This window comes from Ruegeria sp. N11, assembly GCF_056531525.1.
In genome coordinates this window covers 52,277-68,568 of sequence record NZ_JBQFLX010000008.1, presented here as the reverse complement: position 1 = coordinate 68,568, position 16,292 = coordinate 52,277, and the positions used below count along the sequence as shown (strand labels likewise).

The following is a 16,292-nucleotide window of genomic DNA, read 5'->3' as shown; positions in this document are numbered from 1 at the left end:
GAGCAGCGTATCATTTGTTCTAGGGTCCGCACGTTGGCCCTTAACCGGATGATCAGATGTCACGCAAGATACCGCCATTTGCCGCCATTCGCGCGTTCGAAGCCGTCGTACGGCTGGGGCGCAACGTCGAGGCCGCGCGCGAGCTCAATATCACTGCCTCGGGCGTGAGCCATCAGATCCGGTCACTCGAAACCTTTGTCGGCGCGACCCTATTGAAGCGCGGAGCACATCAGAGCGTCGAACTGACAGACGAAGGGAAAGCGCTGTTCGGCCCCTTGCGCCAAGCCCTGGACACGCTTGATGCCGCCTTCGCCGAATATACCGGCGACAAGAGCGAGCAAACCGTGTCGGTCCATATGTACCAGTCACTGGCCAACATGTGGCTGATCCCGAACCTGCCCAATCTGCGCGAGGCAGCGCCGAACGTGACCGTCAAAATCATCACCATGCCCGAGGAAATCATCCTTGCAGGTAGTGACATCGACATGGCGATCGTCTTTGCCGACAAACCCCCGCAAGACGCACGCTGCGTCAAGCTGTTCGATGAGATCATCCAGCCGGTTTGCGCCCCCCAATATCTGGAGGCCAGAGGCAGCATTCCACTGCCCGAAGAGATGCAGTCCGAGCCGCTGATCAGCAGCCACCACCACGCGAATGAATGGAGCCGGTGGTTTTCGGCAGCCGGTCTGAGCGAGATTTCGTGGAAACCGGTCGCCGAGATGGACAATCGCTCGAACGCACTGCAGGCCGCAAAAAGCGGGCTGGGCTGGGCCATGGACCGCCGCCCCTTTGGTGAGGAAAGCCGGCGCAAGGGCCAGTTGGTTGCGCCCCTTGATCTGAGCCTTCCGACCGGCAATGCCTACTACCTGGTGACCTCGTACCGCGCCGACGGGTCGCGTGCGGTCACTCAGTTCCGCAACTGGCTGCTGCGCATTTGCGCCAGAGAATTCCTGCTCAGGTAAGTAGTTCTGTTTCGCGCTTAAATGAATTCATTGATGGGAAATGCATCTGTGCGTGTTGTTCCGGAAACCTGAGGCATCGGCATTAGAAGGCTGGTCTCTTCCAAAACCTGTTTCAACGAGGCTAAACCCGTATTCTTCGACTGCCAGACAATGCCTGAGGGCGACCGCGGTCAATAGGTTGTGCGCATCTGATAGCCTTGATGGAATGTCATACGCACGAACGTGACGGGTTCGTTCTGAAACCATGTCGTGCGTTCCAGCTGGAACAGCGGTGTTCCGGACGGGACGGACAAAAAGTCCTGCAACGGGCCTGTGGCGGGGACGGCCGAGAATGCGATTTCCGCATTTGAAAATGGCACTTCAGCCAGCAGCCATTCGTTGGGGCCAACGGTCAGGAAATCTTCGTTCGAAACATGGGGCACGGCGTCGATATTGATCCAACGCTCTTCGAACTGGAAAGGGCGGTTGTCGGCGTGGTGCATACAGGACAGATGAAGGACCTGCGCCGCCTCGGGCAGGCCCAACTTGGCCTGCAGCCACGCCGGGCAGGCAATGACAGTTCGGCTGACAAGCGCATAACGGTATTCGGCATTCATCTCTTCGATGGTCTGACGAACCACGGTGATGGGCAGTTTTGCCTGTTTGACCGGCATGGTGACCACGCGGGTGCCGCCCTTGCGTTTACGGGTGACGATCCCCTGATCTGCCAGTTCGCGCAGGGCCCGGTTGACCGTTGCACGGGCGCAGCCGAACTCAGCCGCCAGTTCCAGCTCGGTCGGCAGCAGGCTGCCCTGCGGCCAGACACGCGTTTGGATGCGGTTCAGCACTTCATCGCGGATCGCCTGAAAGCCTATGTTTTTCTGTTCGGTCAAGTTCTGCTCACTATATCATTTTGCCCATATTCATATTATGTCCAGATTAATGACGACATGCAAAGAAATTGACCCGCATGCGTATCAGGCTTGAGGAGACGGCAGCCGCCCCTTGGGCCAATGGCGGTGGCGTGACCCGTGAACTGGCCGTCCAGCGGACTGAACACCAGCTCGCCTGGCGCATAAGCGTTGCCGAGATCGGCCGTGACGGGCCATTCTCACGCTTTCCAGGTCTGGCGCGGGTGCACACGATCATCGACGGGGCCGGGCTGAATTTGCAAGGCTCGACCGACATTTATAAGGCCCGGCCGTTCAAGCCGCTGTATTTCGATGGGGCGCTGCCGCTGAATGCGCGGCTGCTGGACGGGCCGTGCCGGGCATTCAATGTGATTTACGATCCGCAGGCTATCACGGCCAGCGTGGATGTTCATATAGGTGCACAACATTTCGATGTGGCACCGTTTAGCTTCGTCTTTGTTGCGAAGGGTATGGCTGTCACATCAGTTGGTGCTCAGATGATCGCGGGAGAGGCGGAATGGCCGGAAGACGCCTTAACCGTCACTCCGGCCCCTGATGCCACAGTCCTGTCTGTCCGATTTGCACAGGTTCGGGTCTAGAGACCAGACAAAAGCCCGGCCATGGCGGCCCGGTAACCGGAGATGATCTGGTCCCGTGCCACGTGGCGGCCATTTTGCACGCGATGGCGGCCGGCAGACCACAGGTCTGTCACCACATGGTCCTTTGCGGCAAATACTAGCCCGTCCAGAAGCTGGTCCGGGCGCAAGGCACACAAGGCTGGGTTTTGGCCGTCCACAGCCACGAGGTCAGCGAGCTTGCCCTCGGCAATCTGCCCCGCATCGCGGCCAAGCGCCTGCGCGCCACCCACTGCCGCGCCGCAATAAAGCGTCCGCCCGACCGAGCCCTCGCCCACGACCAACACATTGCGCGACAGATCGCGCAGACGCTGGGAATACTCCAGTGTGCGCAACTCTTCAGTGAGGGATATCAACACGTTGGAATCCGAACCCACGCCAAAGGCGCCGTTTGCAATTAGGTAAGTAGGGCCGTTAAAGGGACCATCGCCCAGATTGGCCTCGGTCACGGGGCAGAGGCCCGCAACGGCACCGCTGCCAGCCATGGCGCAGGTCTCGGCCTCAGTCATATGCGTGGCGTGGATCAGGCACCAGTTGGCATCGACCGGCGCATTGTCCAGCAGCCATTCAACTGGGCGCGCACCCAGACCCGCCTGCACTTCAGCCACCTCCTTCGGTTGTTCGGCGATGTGAATGTGGATCGGGCCAGCGCCCTGCGCGGCAACAACTTGCGCCAGATCGGCTGGCGAGGTGGCGCGCAGAGAATGCGGGGCGATGCCGACCCGGCAGTCATCTGGCAGATCACCAAGCGCGCCACGGGCTTGCTCCACCAATTTGCAGAAACGGTCCACATCGTTGCCAAAGCGGCGCTGGCCACTCTCCAGCGGCTTTTCCCCGACGCCCGCATAGGAATAGAGCACCGGCAGATGCGTCAGTCCAATCCCGGTCTCGGCGGCAGCGGCCATGATCCGGTCCGACAGCTCGGCAAGGCGGTCATAAGGTGTCCCGTCCGGCTGGTGATGCAGATAGTGGAATTCGCCGACCGCGGCATATCCGGCCTCCTGCATCTCAAGATAAACCAACGCCGCGATGGCCTGAACCTGTTCGGGGCTGAGATGGCCGGTAAAGCGATACATCAAATCGCGCCAGGTCCAGAAACTGTCGCGACCGGCCAGACGATACTCGGTCATCCCGGCCATGGCGCGCTGGAAGGCGTGACTGTGCAGGTTCGACAAGGCAGGCAGCAGAATGTCGACGCGGGTATCTTCATCACACGCCGCGGAATCCGGGGTCAGGCGCGCAATCCGCCCGCTTTCGACCTCAAGCCGCAGGTTCTCTGCCCAGCCAGTGGGCAGCAGGGCGCGATTTGCGAATATGGCTGTCATGTGTGTCTCCGCTTTATGGATAGACATATGACATAAAGACCTGTACCAGAAAAGAGAGAATTGCAGGGGAGAGGGATTCGAATGCAGGCCCGCGATCATCTGTTAACCGATCTGCACGCAGCGACGATGGTGGAAGCTGCCAATGCCTATGGTCTGATCGAGGATGCCGCGATTGCGGCTGTGGATGGTCGCATCGCCTGGGTCGGTCCGCAGACCGAACTGCCCGCTGAATTTGCAGCGCTGCCCCGGACCTCGTTCGAGGGTCGACTGGTGACACCTGCATTTATTGACTGTCATACGCATGTGGTCTTTGGCGGCCACCGCGCGGTCGAGTTCGAGATGCGGCTGAACGGCGCCAGCTATGAAGAAGTGGCGCGTGCAGGCGGCGGCATCATCTCGACCGTGAAGGCGACGCGCTCTGCCAGTTTGGAGGATCTGGTCACGCAGGCGCTGCCACGGGTGGATGCGATGCTGGCTGAAGGTGTTTCGGTGATCGAGGTCAAATCCGGCTACGGGCTGGATCAAGAAACCGAATTGAACATGCTGCGCGCCGCAAGGGCGCTGCCACGACATCGCCCTGTCCGGGTCGTGACCAGCTTTCTGGGCGCCCATGCAGTTCCGGTTGAATATCAGGACCGCCCCGAAGCCTATATCACCGAAGTCTGCATTCCGACCCTGCGTGCCGCCCATGCGGAAGGGTTGGTGGACGCGGTGGATGCCTTCTGCGAAGGGATTGCGTTCCTGCCCGAGCAACTGGTGCCATTGTTCGATGCGGCCACAGAATTGGGACTGCCGATCAAATGCCATACCGAACAGTTGTCCAATCTGGGCGGCACGAAACTTGCCGCATCCTACGGGGCGATTTCAGCCGATCACATTGAATATCTGGACGAGGACGGCGTTCAGGCCATGGCGGCCGCCGGCACGGTCGGCGTCATCTTGCCCGGTGCCTTCTACACCCTGCGCGAAACACAAGCCCCGCCAATCGACCTGCTACGCAAGCACAAGGTACCGATGGCGCTGGCCACTGATTGCAATCCGGGCTCGGCGCCGATGACCTCGCTTTTGCTGGCGATGAACATGGGTTGCACCCTGTTCCGGATGACGCCCGAAGAGGCGCTGCAAGGTGTCACCACCCATGCGGCACGCGCGCTGCGTCTGGACGATTGCGGCCGTATCGCCCCCGGTTTGCGCGCCGATCTTGCCGTCTGGAATGCAACGCACCCGGCTGAACTGGCCTATCGCATCGGCTTCAACCCGCTTCATTCCCGCATACTCGGAGAACTCAATTGACCACCCTGACACTCACCCCCGGCTCTGTGTCTCTGGCGCGACTGGAACAGGTATACCGGGAAGAATGCGCGGTTCGGCTGGACCCGGCCTGCCGTCCCGCTATCGAAGCTGCCCATGCGCGCATTGCCGATGCGGCAGCGGGTGAAGCGGCGGTTTATGGGGTCAATACCGGGTTTGGAAAACTGGCAAGCGTCAAGATCGCGGCCGAAGATACGGCGACCCTGCAGCGCAACCTGATCCTGTCCCATTGCTGTGGGGTGGGGCCGGCCATTCCGCGCGCCCATGCGCGGCTGATGATGGCGCTGAAACTGCTCAGCCTCGGGCGCGGTGCATCCGGTGTGCGGCTGGAACTGATCGACCTGATTGAGGCAATGCTGGACAAGGGCGTGACCCCGGTGATCCCAGCGCAGGGGTCCGTGGGCGCGTCAGGTGATCTTGCGCCCTTGTCGCATATGGCAGCGGTGATGATGGGCGCAGGCGAGGCCGAGTTTGGCGGCACCGTGATGCCGGGCGACCAAGCACTGGCCGCAGCCGGTCTGACCCCGGTCGAACTTGGCCCCAAAGAAGGTCTGGCCCTGATCAACGGAACCCAGTTTTCGACCGCGTTTGCTTTGGCCGGTCTTTTTGGTGCTTGGCAGGCCGCTCAAAGCGCGCTGGTGACATCGGCGCTGACCACCGACGCGATTATGGGGTCAACCGCGCCATTGCAGCCCGAGATTCACACATTGCGTGGCCATCGCGGCCAGATTGAGGCCGGAGCCACCATGCGCGCATTGCTGGCCGGATCGGTGATCCGCGACAGTCATCGCGAGGGCGACACGCGGGTGCAGGACCCTTATTGCATCCGCTGCCAGCCGCAGGTCGTGGGTGCCGCGATGGACGTCCTGCGACAGACCGCCACGACGCTCGAGATCGAGGCCAATGCCGCGACCGACAACCCGCTGGTGCTGGCCGACGCGGCGCTCATCGTCTCGGGTGGCAATTTCCATGCTGAACCCGTGGGGTTTGCCGCCGATATGATCGCGCTGGCGATTGCGGAAATCGGGGCCATTGCGCAGCGCCGTATTGCCCTGATCGTGGATCCGGTGCTCAGCTTTGACCTGCCGCCTTTCCTGACCCCCAATCCAGGGCTGAACTCGGGGCTTATGATTGCCGAAGTCACCACCGCCGCCCTGATGAGCGAGAACAAGCATCTGGCCAACCCCTGCGTGACAGACTCGACCCCGACCTCGGCCAATCAGGAGGATCACGTGTCCATGGCCGCTCATGGTGCACGACGTCTGGGGCAGATGGTGACCAATCTGGAACGCATTCTGGGGGTCGAACTGCTTTGTGCCACGCAAGGGATCGAGTTCCGCGCGCCGCTGCCCACCAGTGAAACCCTGCAGGGCGTGATGGCGCGTCTGCGCGCGGTGGTTCCTCCCCTTGGCGATGACCGCTATACCGCCCCGGATATCGAAGCCGCCTGGGTTCTGATTGCCAGTGGTGAGATTGCCAATGGCACAGAGATTGAAATGCCCAGGCTTGGCGCATGACCCATCCGGTGGAAATCATCCGGGGCGACAGCCCCCTTGTGCTTGGGTTGCCCCATACGGGCACCTACGTGCCGCCTGACATCAAGGCCAGGCTGAACGACCGCGGCCGGGAACTGGCCGATACGGACTGGCATATTGACCGACTTTACGACGGGCTTCTTCCGGGGGCCACCACGGTGCGGGCCACATTCCACCGTTATGTGATTGATGCCAACCGTGATCCGTCGGGCGTGTCTCTCTACCGCGGGCAGAACACCACGACGCTGGTGCCGCTGACGGATTTTGACGGACATGACATCTGGGACCAGCCACCTTCCGAGGCAGAGATCACCGAGTGCCGCGAAACGTTCCATGCGCCGTATCACGCAGCGCTCGAGGCCGAGCTGGCGCGGGTGAAGGCGATCCATGGAATTGCGGTTCTGTATGACTGTCATTCGATCCGCAGCCACATTCCATTCCTGTTTGACGGTGTCCTGCCGGACATGAATCTGGGTACCAATGGCGGGACAACCTGCGCGCCCCAGATCGAGGCCATTGCCCATGAATTTGCCGCCTCGTCCCCCTACAGCACCGTATTGAACGGGCGGTTCAAAGGCGGGTGGACAACCCGGCACTACGGCCGCCTCGACGAAGGCCTGCACGCCATTCAGATGGAACTGGCCCAATCCACCTACCTGACCACAGAATGCCCGCCCTGGTCCTATGGCGACCGCAAGGCCACCCGCCTGCGCCGCTGGCTTTCCGACATTCTGGACGCCATCAAAGACACTGCACTGGAGCTTGCCCCATGACCGACCCCCGCAAGAACACCCGCGATATCTTTCCGCCAACCGGCCCTGAGCTGACCGCCAAAAGCTGGATGACCGAAGCCCCCCTGCGGATGATGATGAACAACCTGCACCCGGACGTTGCTGAAAACCCGCATGAACTGGTGGTCTATGGCGGCATCGGTCGCGCCGCGCGGACGTGGAAAGATTTTGACACCATCGTCGCCAGCCTCAAGGATCTGGAAGAGGATGAAACGCTGGTGGTGCAGTCCGGCAAGCCGGTGGCCATCGTGCGCACCCATGCCGATGCTCCACGTGTGCTGATCGCCAACTCGAACCTTGTTCCGCACTGGGCCAACTGGGATCACTTCAACGAGCTCGATAAGAAGGGCCTGATGATGTACGGCCAGATGACCGCCGGCTCGTGGATCTATATCGGAACGCAGGGCATTGTTCAGGGCACTTACGAAACCTTCGCCGAGGCCGGACGTCAGCATTATGGCGGCGATCTGAAAGGCAAGTGGATCCTGACCGGCGGTTTGGGCGGCATGGGTGGCGCACAGCCTCTGGCCGCCGTCTTTGCCGGGGCCTGCTGTCTGGCGGTCGAGTGCAATCCCGACAGCATCGATTTCCGCCTGCGCACCAAATACCTGGACGAAAAGGCCGAGACGCTGGACGAGGCGCTTGAGATGATCGACCGCTGGACCAAAGCGGGCGAGGCGAAATCCGTCGGCCTCCTCGGCAATGCCGCCGAAATTTTCCCCGAAATCTATGCCCGGATGCAGGCCGGTGGCATGCGTCCCGATATCGTCACCGATCAGACTTCGGCGCATGACCCGGTCAACGGTTATCTGCCCCTGGGCTGGACCATGGCACAGTGGAAAGACAAGCGCGAAAGCGATCCCAAGGCGGTGGAAAAAGCGGCACGGGCCTCGATGAAACAACACGTGGCCGCCATGGTCGATTTCTGGAACGCAGGCGTTCCGACACTGGATTATGGCAACAACATTCGGCAGGTGGCACAGGATGAGGGTTTGGAAAACGCCTTTGCCTTCCCCGGATTTGTCCCGGCCTATATCCGTCCGCTGTTCTGCCGTGGTATTGGCCCGTTCCGCTGGTGTGCGCTGTCGGGCGACCCCGAGGATATCTACAAGACCGACGCCAAGATGAAAGAATTGTTCCCCGAGAACACCCATCTGCACAACTGGCTCGACATGGCGCAGGAACGTATCGCCTTCCAGGGCCTGCCCGCGCGCATTTGTTGGATCGGTCTGGGCGACCGTCACCGCGCCGGGCTGGCGTTCAACGAAATGGTCAGGAACGGCGAGTTGAAAGCACCTGTCGTCATTGGTCGCGACCATCTGGACAGCGGTTCGGTCGCATCACCCAACCGCGAGACGGAGGCAATGCTGGATGGCTCGGACGCCGTCAGTGACTGGCCGCTGCTGAACGCGCTGGTCAATACTGCCTCAGGCGCCACATGGGTGTCGCTGCATCACGGTGGCGGGGTCGGAATGGGGTTCAGCCAGCACGCAGGCGTCGTGATTTGCGCCGACGGCACGGATGCGGCCGCCAAACGGCTTGAGCGTGTCCTGTGGAACGACCCGGCCTCGGGAGTCTGGCGGCACGCGGACGCCGGCTATGACATCGCAAAAGACTGCGCCCGCGAACATGGCCTGCGCTTGCCCGGCATCCTGGGGTAAATGTAAGTGGCGGAGGGGTTGCCCCTCCGCATCTCTACTGAAGATTGCGATTGCCTCGGAAGCACGCAAGGCGTACGCATTGCGACACCTGATTTCAGGTTCGAACGCCGTGGTGATCGCGCGCTCCCTTATCTTGTGCGACCCGATACTAACGGATATTCCCGGCCGCCTCAGCCCTCCATCTTGGCATCGACCATCGCCTCTTCGGCGATCATTGCTTCCAGTTGGCGGCGGAAGCGCAGCTGGCCTCCGTCGATGCTCAGGTCGATATGGGGGCTTTCCTTTTCGTCCATGCCGATCTGTACCTCTTCGAGAACGGCCAGGTCTTCTTCGAATGCGTGGCGGACATCCTCACTCATCATCCTGGAAAGCTCGGCGTCGTCCGGGCGGATGTTGCGCAGCTGGAACCAGTAATACCGGGTCTCGGTTTCCGAGGTCGGCGTCATGAAGTTGTAGCTGTCCATGATGAAGGTCCGCGCATGCAGCGGTCCGTCCGGCCCCCCGGTACCAGCAGGGGTGAAGACGGCCTTAATCAGCGCATGGCTGGGATAGCGCACTTCATAGTGCTGCAGCCGGTCGCAATTGCCTTCGAACTCGACCACCTTCTTGTAAAACGGGGCAGGTTCCACATCCATCATCCACCGACGCACGACGATGCCGTTGTCCTTTTTTGTAACCGACAGCGGCGTGTCCTTCGTGGCATCCTGCGCGAAAGAGCTTTGGTGCACCCACGCGACATGCGTTGGATCCAGCAGGTTGTCGGTCATGTACAGATAGTTGCACCTGATCTCCATCGCCGCACCACGGTTGATGCCCCAGTCGGGGTCGTCGTAATGCTCGATCTCGAAGATCTCGGAAGGCTCGGCCATGGCCGGATTGCCCATCCAGATCCAGACCAGTTCGTATTTTTCATGCACCGGATAGGAATGCACCTTAGCCGAGGAAGGAATACGCCCTTTGCCGGGGGCCGAGACACACTGACCGGCGCAGTCGAACGTCAGCCCGTGATAGCCGCATTCCACATCGTCGCCTTTCATGCGGCCTTTTGACAGCGGCAGTTTGCGGTGCGGGCAGGCGTCCTCCAGCGCGACAACCTCACCGGCCCGGGTCCGATAGATACAAATTTTCTTGCCCAGAACCCGGATTTGCCGCAGCTCATGAGTGATTTCGGAACTCCAGGCCGCAACGTACCAGGCATTTTTCAGAAACACGGCTCACCTCCCGCAGAATAGTTTATTCGCGCTTTAGGAACTTATGTGCGGGGAATGCGGGCTTGTATAGTATTGCTGCCTGTCTTGTTGCTTAGGAAAACTAAATCATTTTACCGATCTCTTGAGGAGTTTCCGAGCGATTTTGAGACGTCGCGTCCTGCCTGCAGAATCCAGTCCAGAAAGCTGCGTGCCGTTCGTTCGTCCAGCGCGCCTTCACCCCAGCAGACCAGATAGGGTCTGGGCATTGGTATTTCCTGTTCGGACAGGCGACACAGATAGCCCATCTGCAAGTCCCGTTGAACAAAAGATGTTTGTGCCAACGCCACGCCACGTCCCTGAATGGCGGCATCCAAAGCCAGGCTGGACAGCGAAAAGACGGCATCCTTCCGTCGTGGTGAGGCGTCGATATCGTTCGCTGCAAACCAGTCTTCCCAGTCCGGGACGTCTTCGAAGCCGGGCCCCCAGTCTGTGCACAGCAGGGGCGCGCGCGACAGTCCTTCCGGCGTCACAAGCTCGGGGTGGTTGCGCGCGAACTCCGGCGAGCATACGGGAAACAGGGTGTCCGTGAACAGTTCCTTTTGGAACGGGAAATCCCGCCCCTGATCACCATATGTAAGTCTGAACGAGACGCTCAGCAAATGGCGGTCCGGTTCCTGATGGGTGGAATCCAGCCGGATTGAAACGCCGGGATGCTGTTGCTGAAAATCGCCGAGAATCGGGTAGAGCCATTTGGACAGCAAAGATGGCAAGGCGCTTATGGACAGGCTCGTCTCACGCTCCATCCGCGCAAGGTAATGCTGCGCCCGATGCAGTGCTTCGAACCCTTCGGACAGGAACTGGTGGTAAACTTGTGCATCCTGGCGCAGAAAAACGCTGCGGCCCCGCCGGGCAATCAGCGCGCGACCGGTTTGTTCTTCCAGCACCTTGAGCTGCTGACTGACCGCACCGGGTGTGACGTTCAGTTCCCGCGCGGTATCGGCGACGGAATTGGTACGCCCAAACACCTCGAATGTTTGCAAAGCCCGGAGGGAGGGGAGGGGGGTTCGACGCATATGTACCGCTTGAAGAAGTTTAGAAAAACTGCATTGTGATGCAGGCTACCCAACTTGGTGCCAGAAGAAAACAGATCCAGTTCAGGTGTGCTTTCAGAAAAGCGCTTCATTAGCCGACAGCTTTTCATCGATGGTCCTTTTTTTTGACAAACATCGACACCAACCCGGTCGTTCAAGTGGCCGCAGATTGATTTTGGCGAGCAACTGCATTCAAGAGAGATTCTGGTCGGATGGATGCCCACAAGGACCGGTGATTGGGCAAATCAAAGATTCGATGATCACTGATGGCCAATGCAAGATCAGATCAACGAAGGCTTTGAACTTAACCATAAAGATGAGAGCATGCGCGCAGTGGTCGAATTTGAAGCCGCTGACAAACGTGATATTTTCAGAAGGTGACTCGATGGTTCAGAATTGCCCGGTCCGATGCTCGCTTGATCTTGTAAGTCCGGGCAAACGGACCGGCTTCATCGACGTGACCCTGTCCAACAATGCGCTTGCTTTCAGCACCATTCGCGTTCCCATTGGCGTGTTGTGCGGTGGGGCCGGACCTACGGTGCTACTTACGGCTGGCAACCATGGAGACGAGTACGAGGGGCAGCTTATCCTTCACCGGATGCTGAGAGAGCTCGAGCCGGAGCAGCTGAACGGGCGCATCATTGCGCTGCCGGCATTGAATGCGCCTGCCGTGCGTGCGCGTACCCGTGTGTCGCCACTGGATCAGGGAAATATGAACCGGGCGTTCCCCGGGACACATGCTCCCGGACCGACGGCTGCCATTGCCCGGTTCGTGTCACATGAGTTGATCCCGCAATCCGACATCATTCTGGATTTTCACTCAGGCGGAACTGCCACGCGTTACATTGACTGTGCGTTCGTTTGCCTAGGGAATGATGCGGCGCTGAATGCAGACAATATTGATCTTGCGCGCCAATTTGGTGCCGATTTCACAATGGTGAGTCGAACGTCCGGCGAGGGTGCAGATTTCGACTCGGAAGCCTATCGTCAGGGCAAAAAATTCCTTTCCTGCGAGCTTGGGGGGATGGGCACGATGACCACCCGCTCTTTCCAGATTGGCTGGTCGGGCTGCTGCCGTGTTCTGTCAAACCTAGGGCTTTTCGCAGTCGATGAGGTCATGACGGAACCCGCGGATGCTGCCATGACCCGTTTTGTTGATGTGGGTGCAGACTGCTCGCATGTCACCAGTAATTTTGAGGGGTTGATTGACCTTCACGTGCAGCTTGGTGACGAGGTCGGCAAAGGACAGGTCGTTGCGACCTTGTATGACATACACAACATCGGGCACCCACCTGCATCATTGACGACCCAGCAGGACGGAGTCGTTTGCGTCACGCGTCGAAACCCTTTGGTCTCACCCGGTGATCACCTGCTGATGATTTGCGGGGACTACGCAATTTAGCCAATAGGCTGCGGGGGCTGGCCGAGATTCTGCCGCAGACCGACAATCACAGCATGGGCATGGGGGACGTGTTCAGGCAAGTGGCGACGAGCTGTGACCTATGTCAAGGACAGCGCTAGGGTCTCGGTGTCCATTGGGCGCGGTTTGTTGGCCGGGTTGCGACCCGTCCGATCATGAACAGTGTTGACGCTGGTTTGCCGGGGTTGTCCTTGCATTCGGCTGAACCCGGAGAAACAAAGATGGCTGATGGATGCGCCTGCGACCGGCACGCCCACATGTACGTGTCCGTGGCGGACGCCTTGACACGGGGGCTGGCCGCCGCCAATCCGATTGTCGAAACAAAGTCCGTACCGTTGACTGAGGCGATTGGCAGGGTTCTGGCCGAGGATTGCCTCAGCAGGACCGACATGCCCGCCTTCGACAACTCCGCCATGGATGGCTACGCGATCCGCACTCGCGATCTGGGCGCGGGGCCGGTCTTTGATCTGCCCGTCGCCGGGCGCGTGGCCGCCGGGGACAGTGGCGCGCATCAGGCACCCGCAGGAAGCGCCTTGCGTATCTTTACCGGTGCGCCGGTGCCGAATGACTTCGATGCCATTCTGATGCAGGAGGATTGCGAGCTATCAAAAGGCGGTATCCGCTTCTCAAGTCGCCCGACCGCCGAACAGCATATCCGCCGCGCCGGTGAGGACCTGAAAGCGGGGGCACTGATCCTGCGTCGCGGCTGCAAGATTGGCGCGCGCGAGGCCGCGGCGCTGGCCTCAGCCGGGTTTGGCCAGGTCAAGGTATACCGCAAGCTCAAGATCACCATCTTCTCGACCGGCAGCGAACTGCGCCAGCTCGGAGAAGACCTCGGCCCCGGCCAGATTTACAACTCGAACCGCTATATGCTGCGGGCGCTGCTGGACAAGCGCTGGATCGACCTGACGGACATCGGCCCGGTCGAGGATGACCCTGTTTTGCTGGAACAGGTCTTGCGGCAGGCATGCGACACATGCGATCTGATCGTCACAACCGGCGGCGTATCTGTTGGCGACGAAGATCACATGCCGCGCCTGTTTTCCGAAATCGGCGGTCAGACAGATGTGATGAAAGTGGCCATGAAGCCGGGCAAGCCGATCATGTTCGGACGTCACGGCGATGCGCTTTATATCGGGCTGCCGGGCAATCCGGTTTCCGCCTACATTACCTGGCAAATCATCGGGTCGCCGATGATGGCACGGCGCGCCGGTTTGCATCCAAGCCCGCTTGTCGCCGAACAGGCGGTGCTGGCGGAACCGCTGCAGCGTCATCCCGGGCGGCAGGAATTTCGCCCGGTGCAGATCCGGGGCACAGCTCCGGACGGCAGGCCGCGCCTGCACCTGATGGCACCGTCCTACAGCGGGCGCGTGGAGTTGCTGGCGCAGGCGGACGGGTTGGCCGTGATCCCGGCGGATGTCGAAACCCTACCAAAGGGGTACGCTCTGGAACTGATAAGGTTCTGAGCGCTCGGTGCCCGGGCCGAAGGTTGTGTCCCTATCGTGTGTTGAAAGACAGTGGCTTGATCCTCTGATGGGCGCAAAACAAAACCAAGCAGTCGCTGACTAACCACTAGTGGTTGTGAGCTTCATCAACCAAGACCTTGGGCAAGCTTCTTCAGCTCACATTGTGGGGCCACCAATCGTTCTGCCAACGCGACATTGTCTTCCATCAGCGCGCGGCAAATCTCTTCCTCCAGTTGGTTTGCAAGTCGCAGCAACAAAGGCGCGACTTCGTTGGCTCCGTTGTTGTTGCCAGAGGCTCCGGGTTGACCCAGTTTGTTCGTTGATACTTGTGGCATAGCGCGAATTCCTGATTGGCTCTCCGGAACATGGTATCCGCATGAACTTGGCGATGCCGTTGACTTATCGTTGATGTATCGTTGATCTTGCAGGCAGTGTGGGAGGAGCACATGCGGCGATGGGTATTGAATCTCAAGGATGGCAAATTGTCATCGGGAAAGGATCAATCGACACTATCGCCAAAAGCTACCGAAGTGCTGGAGTACATGATTTCCAGGGCCGGTATGGTTTTGTCTCGGGAAGAAATACTTCAGGCCGTACGGCATGGCTTGTTTGTGAACCCGGATCTTGTGCGCGAGTACATTTTTGAGATCCGAAAATCGCTCGGGGATGACGCAAAAAATCCAAGTTACATTGAGACTGTAGGGCGGCGTGGATTTCGGCTGATCGGACCAGTTTCCGTCCAACACGGTGAAGATCAGGCTTCGTACTCTGCTCTTTCCCCGGCGCAACCTAACCCATTGCCTTTGGTGAAATATTGTCGTTCCAAGGACGGGACCTCCATCGCGCATACTGTTTCCGGCGAAGGGTATCCGATGTTGATTTCCGGAAGCTGGACGACCCACTAGGAACAAGACTGGCAAAACCCTGCTTACGGCGATTACATTCGAAACCTTTCGGATAAGTTTACGGTCATTCGCTATGACCAACGGGGGAATGGTCTGTCCCAGTGGGCGGATTTCGACATCAGTTTTGAGCGCATGGTCGACGACATGGAAGTCGTGATCGATGCCTACGATTTTGAACAAGTAGCGATCCTGGGTTTGTCACAAGGCGCATCTGTTTCGTTGGCATATGCGCTGAGGCATCCGGAACGAATTTCGCATCTTGTACTAAGTGGAGGGTATTCAAGGGGGCGCAAACATCGCGGCAACGAAGCCGAGATTGAAGAAAGCGAAGCTCTTGTCAATTTAATCCGCAACAGCTGGGGAAACGAAAACCCCGCAATTCGGCAGATCCTGACAACGATGTTCATGCCGGACGCTACAAAAGCAGAAATGCAGTGGTTCAACGATTTCCAAAAGCTCTGCGGACCAGCCGAGAATATTGCTCAGTTTCGCGCTTTGTTTGACGACATTGACGTGAGCAACCTGTTAACAGAGATTTCATTGCCGACCTTGGTTCTTCACAGCGACAGGGATGCAGTGGCACCGCTTTCGGAAGGGAAAATACTAGCTTCCCAGATTCCGGATGCTTCATTCGTGCAACTGGATAGCCCCAACCACTTACTTTTTTCGTCAGAACCAGATTTCGAAAGAATGATTGCCAGCATCGACAGCTTTGTTCGGTCCTGATGCTTATTCTTGATGAGTTGTCGTTCCTTTTCCGACAGTTGCACAACAGGCCTGCCAAGAAACACCGCTTCAGCCCGGCGCTCTGAGAAATTCAGACGCCGGGCCGCTTGGCTCGAATCAGGCGGTTGCGCCCTTTATGCGGATGGCACTGCCCACCGCGCCCGCGCAAACGCCGACGGCGATGGCGATCATCAGTTCCAACACTTCGACATGGGCAAACTGCCATTTGGCAAAGACCAACGTCTCCAGCACGCCGACCACACCGCCCATGACCGCGCCCAGCCACAGCTTGCGGGTCATCATGCCAAGCGCCAAACCCAGAATGCCGGGCAGGCTGAGGATGTTGCCACCGATGGTTCCAAGTAATTCAAGCATGTGTCGAGC

General features: G+C 59.4%; 16 protein-coding genes. 10 read left to right on the top strand and 6 right to left on the bottom strand.

Annotation, left to right across the window (positions count from 1 at the left end):
• Positions 1-56 precede the first annotated feature (56 nt).
• A complete protein-coding gene (locus tag ACR0J8_RS10280; protein ID WP_480524532.1) occupies positions 57-962 on the top strand; it encodes a LysR substrate-binding domain-containing protein in 906 nt (301 codons plus the stop codon).
• A gap of 170 nt (positions 963-1,132) precedes the next feature.
• On the opposite strand, the gene ACR0J8_RS10275 is transcribed toward ACR0J8_RS10280, so the two are convergent.
• Complete coding sequence (locus ACR0J8_RS10275; RefSeq protein ID WP_480890001.1) at positions 1,133-1,834, bottom strand: GntR family transcriptional regulator; 702 nt, start codon at positions 1,832-1,834, stop codon at positions 1,133-1,135.
• Positions 1,835-1,911: 77 nt separating this feature from the next.
• Between ACR0J8_RS10275 and ACR0J8_RS10270 the strand changes: the two genes are divergently transcribed.
• On the top strand, positions 1,912-2,451 hold the full coding sequence (locus tag ACR0J8_RS10270) for a HutD/Ves family protein (protein ID WP_480889998.1): 540 nt from the start codon (positions 1,912-1,914) through the stop codon (positions 2,449-2,451).
• On the opposite strand, the gene ACR0J8_RS10265 is transcribed toward ACR0J8_RS10270, so the two are convergent.
• Complete coding sequence (locus tag ACR0J8_RS10265; protein ID WP_480889995.1) at positions 2,448-3,812, bottom strand: formimidoylglutamate deiminase; 1,365 nt, start codon at positions 3,810-3,812, stop codon at positions 2,448-2,450. The two genes, ACR0J8_RS10270 and ACR0J8_RS10265, sit on opposite strands and share 4 nt — an antisense overlap.
• Before the next feature lie 81 nt (positions 3,813-3,893).
• On the opposite strand from ACR0J8_RS10265, the gene hutI reads away from it, so the two are divergent.
• The 4 genes from hutI to hutU are packed head-to-tail and all read left to right on the top strand — an operon-like array spanning position 3,894 to position 9,110.
• Positions 3,894-5,105 (top strand): imidazolonepropionase, encoded by a 1,212-nt coding sequence (gene hutI / locus ACR0J8_RS10260; protein WP_480889993.1) that lies wholly within the window; start codon positions 3,894-3,896, stop codon positions 5,103-5,105.
• Positions 5,102-6,640: a histidine ammonia-lyase gene (hutH, locus tag ACR0J8_RS10255; protein WP_480889990.1), complete on the top strand. Its 1,539-nt coding sequence runs from the start codon at positions 5,102-5,104 to the stop codon at positions 6,638-6,640. The genes hutI and hutH overlap by 4 nt, the downstream gene beginning before the upstream one ends.
• Positions 6,637-7,431: an N-formylglutamate deformylase gene (hutG, locus tag ACR0J8_RS10250; protein ID WP_480889987.1), complete on the top strand. Its 795-nt coding sequence runs from the start codon at positions 6,637-6,639 to the stop codon at positions 7,429-7,431. The genes hutH and hutG overlap by 4 nt, the downstream gene beginning before the upstream one ends.
• Positions 7,428-9,110 (top strand): urocanate hydratase, encoded by a 1,683-nt coding sequence (hutU, locus tag ACR0J8_RS10245; RefSeq protein WP_480524517.1) that lies wholly within the window; start codon positions 7,428-7,430, stop codon positions 9,108-9,110. The genes hutG and hutU overlap by 4 nt, the downstream gene beginning before the upstream one ends.
• A gap of 170 nt (positions 9,111-9,280) precedes the next feature.
• Here hutU and ACR0J8_RS10240 read toward each other — a convergent pair whose 3' ends face one another.
• Together ACR0J8_RS10240 and ACR0J8_RS10235 are read right to left on the bottom strand one after the other, a co-directional pair.
• Entirely contained in the window at positions 9,281-10,321 is a 1,041-nt protein-coding gene (locus tag ACR0J8_RS10240; protein WP_480889984.1) for an aromatic ring-hydroxylating dioxygenase subunit alpha, read from the bottom strand.
• Between the two features lie 110 nt (positions 10,322-10,431).
• The gene (locus ACR0J8_RS10235; protein ID WP_480889982.1) at positions 10,432-11,373 is read right to left on the bottom strand and encodes a LysR substrate-binding domain-containing protein; all 942 of its coding nucleotides are present in this window, start codon (positions 11,371-11,373) and stop codon (positions 10,432-10,434) included.
• 403 nt (positions 11,374-11,776) lie between these two features.
• Here ACR0J8_RS10235 and ACR0J8_RS10230 point away from each other — a divergent pair, with 403 nt between their 5' ends.
• Positions 11,777-12,793: a succinylglutamate desuccinylase/aspartoacylase family protein gene (locus ACR0J8_RS10230; RefSeq protein ID WP_480524511.1), complete on the top strand. Its 1,017-nt coding sequence runs from the start codon at positions 11,777-11,779 to the stop codon at positions 12,791-12,793.
• Between the two features lie 239 nt (positions 12,794-13,032).
• Complete coding sequence (locus ACR0J8_RS10225) at positions 13,033-14,277, top strand: molybdopterin molybdotransferase MoeA (protein ID WP_480524509.1); 1,245 nt, start codon at positions 13,033-13,035, stop codon at positions 14,275-14,277.
• A gap of 125 nt (positions 14,278-14,402) precedes the next feature.
• Here ACR0J8_RS10225 and ACR0J8_RS10220 read toward each other — a convergent pair whose 3' ends face one another.
• Entirely contained in the window at positions 14,403-14,612 is a 210-nt protein-coding gene (locus tag ACR0J8_RS10220; protein ID WP_480524507.1) for a hypothetical protein, read from the bottom strand.
• 111 nt (positions 14,613-14,723) lie between these two features.
• Here ACR0J8_RS10220 and ACR0J8_RS10215 point away from each other — a divergent pair, with 111 nt between their 5' ends.
• On the top strand, positions 14,724-15,182 hold the full coding sequence (locus tag ACR0J8_RS10215; protein ID WP_480889978.1) for a winged helix-turn-helix domain-containing protein: 459 nt from the start codon (positions 14,724-14,726) through the stop codon (positions 15,180-15,182).
• Between the two features lie 36 nt (positions 15,183-15,218).
• Positions 15,219-15,908: an alpha/beta fold hydrolase gene (locus tag ACR0J8_RS10210; RefSeq protein WP_480524729.1), complete on the top strand. Its 690-nt coding sequence runs from the start codon at positions 15,219-15,221 to the stop codon at positions 15,906-15,908.
• Positions 15,909-16,025: 117 nt separating this feature from the next.
• Here ACR0J8_RS10210 and ACR0J8_RS10205 read toward each other — a convergent pair whose 3' ends face one another.
• Positions 16,026-16,283 (bottom strand): hypothetical protein, encoded by a 258-nt coding sequence (locus tag ACR0J8_RS10205; RefSeq protein WP_170614021.1) that lies wholly within the window; start codon positions 16,281-16,283, stop codon positions 16,026-16,028.
• Positions 16,284-16,292 lie beyond the last annotated feature (9 nt).

Bases quoted from the DNA above. Each gene is read 5' to 3' on its own strand.
- hutG (WP_480889987.1), top strand. From the start codon at position 6,637: ATGACCCATCCGGTGGAAATCATCCGGGGCGACAGCCCCCTTGTGCTT.
- ACR0J8_RS10230 (WP_480524511.1), top strand. From the start codon at position 11,777: ATGGTTCAGAATTGCCCGGTCCGATGCTCGCTTGATCTTGTAAGTCCG.
- ACR0J8_RS10205 (WP_170614021.1), bottom strand. From the start codon at position 16,283: ATGCTTGAATTACTTGGAACCATCGGTGGCAACATCCTCAGCCTGCCC.
- ACR0J8_RS10270 (WP_480889998.1), top strand. From the start codon at position 1,912: ATGCGTATCAGGCTTGAGGAGACGGCAGCCGCCCCTTGGGCCAATGGC.
- ACR0J8_RS10220 (WP_480524507.1), bottom strand. From the start codon at position 14,612: ATGCCACAAGTATCAACGAACAAACTGGGTCAACCCGGAGCCTCTGGC.
- ACR0J8_RS10280 (WP_480524532.1), top strand. From the start codon at position 57: ATGTCACGCAAGATACCGCCATTTGCCGCCATTCGCGCGTTCGAAGCC.
- ACR0J8_RS10215 (WP_480889978.1), top strand. From the start codon at position 14,724: ATGCGGCGATGGGTATTGAATCTCAAGGATGGCAAATTGTCATCGGGA.
- ACR0J8_RS10225 (WP_480524509.1), top strand. From the start codon at position 13,033: ATGGCTGATGGATGCGCCTGCGACCGGCACGCCCACATGTACGTGTCC.
- hutI (WP_480889993.1), top strand. From the start codon at position 3,894: ATGCAGGCCCGCGATCATCTGTTAACCGATCTGCACGCAGCGACGATG.
- ACR0J8_RS10235 (WP_480889982.1), bottom strand. From the start codon at position 11,373: ATGCGTCGAACCCCCCTCCCCTCCCTCCGGGCTTTGCAAACATTCGAG.
- ACR0J8_RS10265 (WP_480889995.1), bottom strand. From the start codon at position 3,812: ATGACAGCCATATTCGCAAATCGCGCCCTGCTGCCCACTGGCTGGGCA.
- hutU (WP_480524517.1), top strand. From the start codon at position 7,428: ATGACCGACCCCCGCAAGAACACCCGCGATATCTTTCCGCCAACCGGC.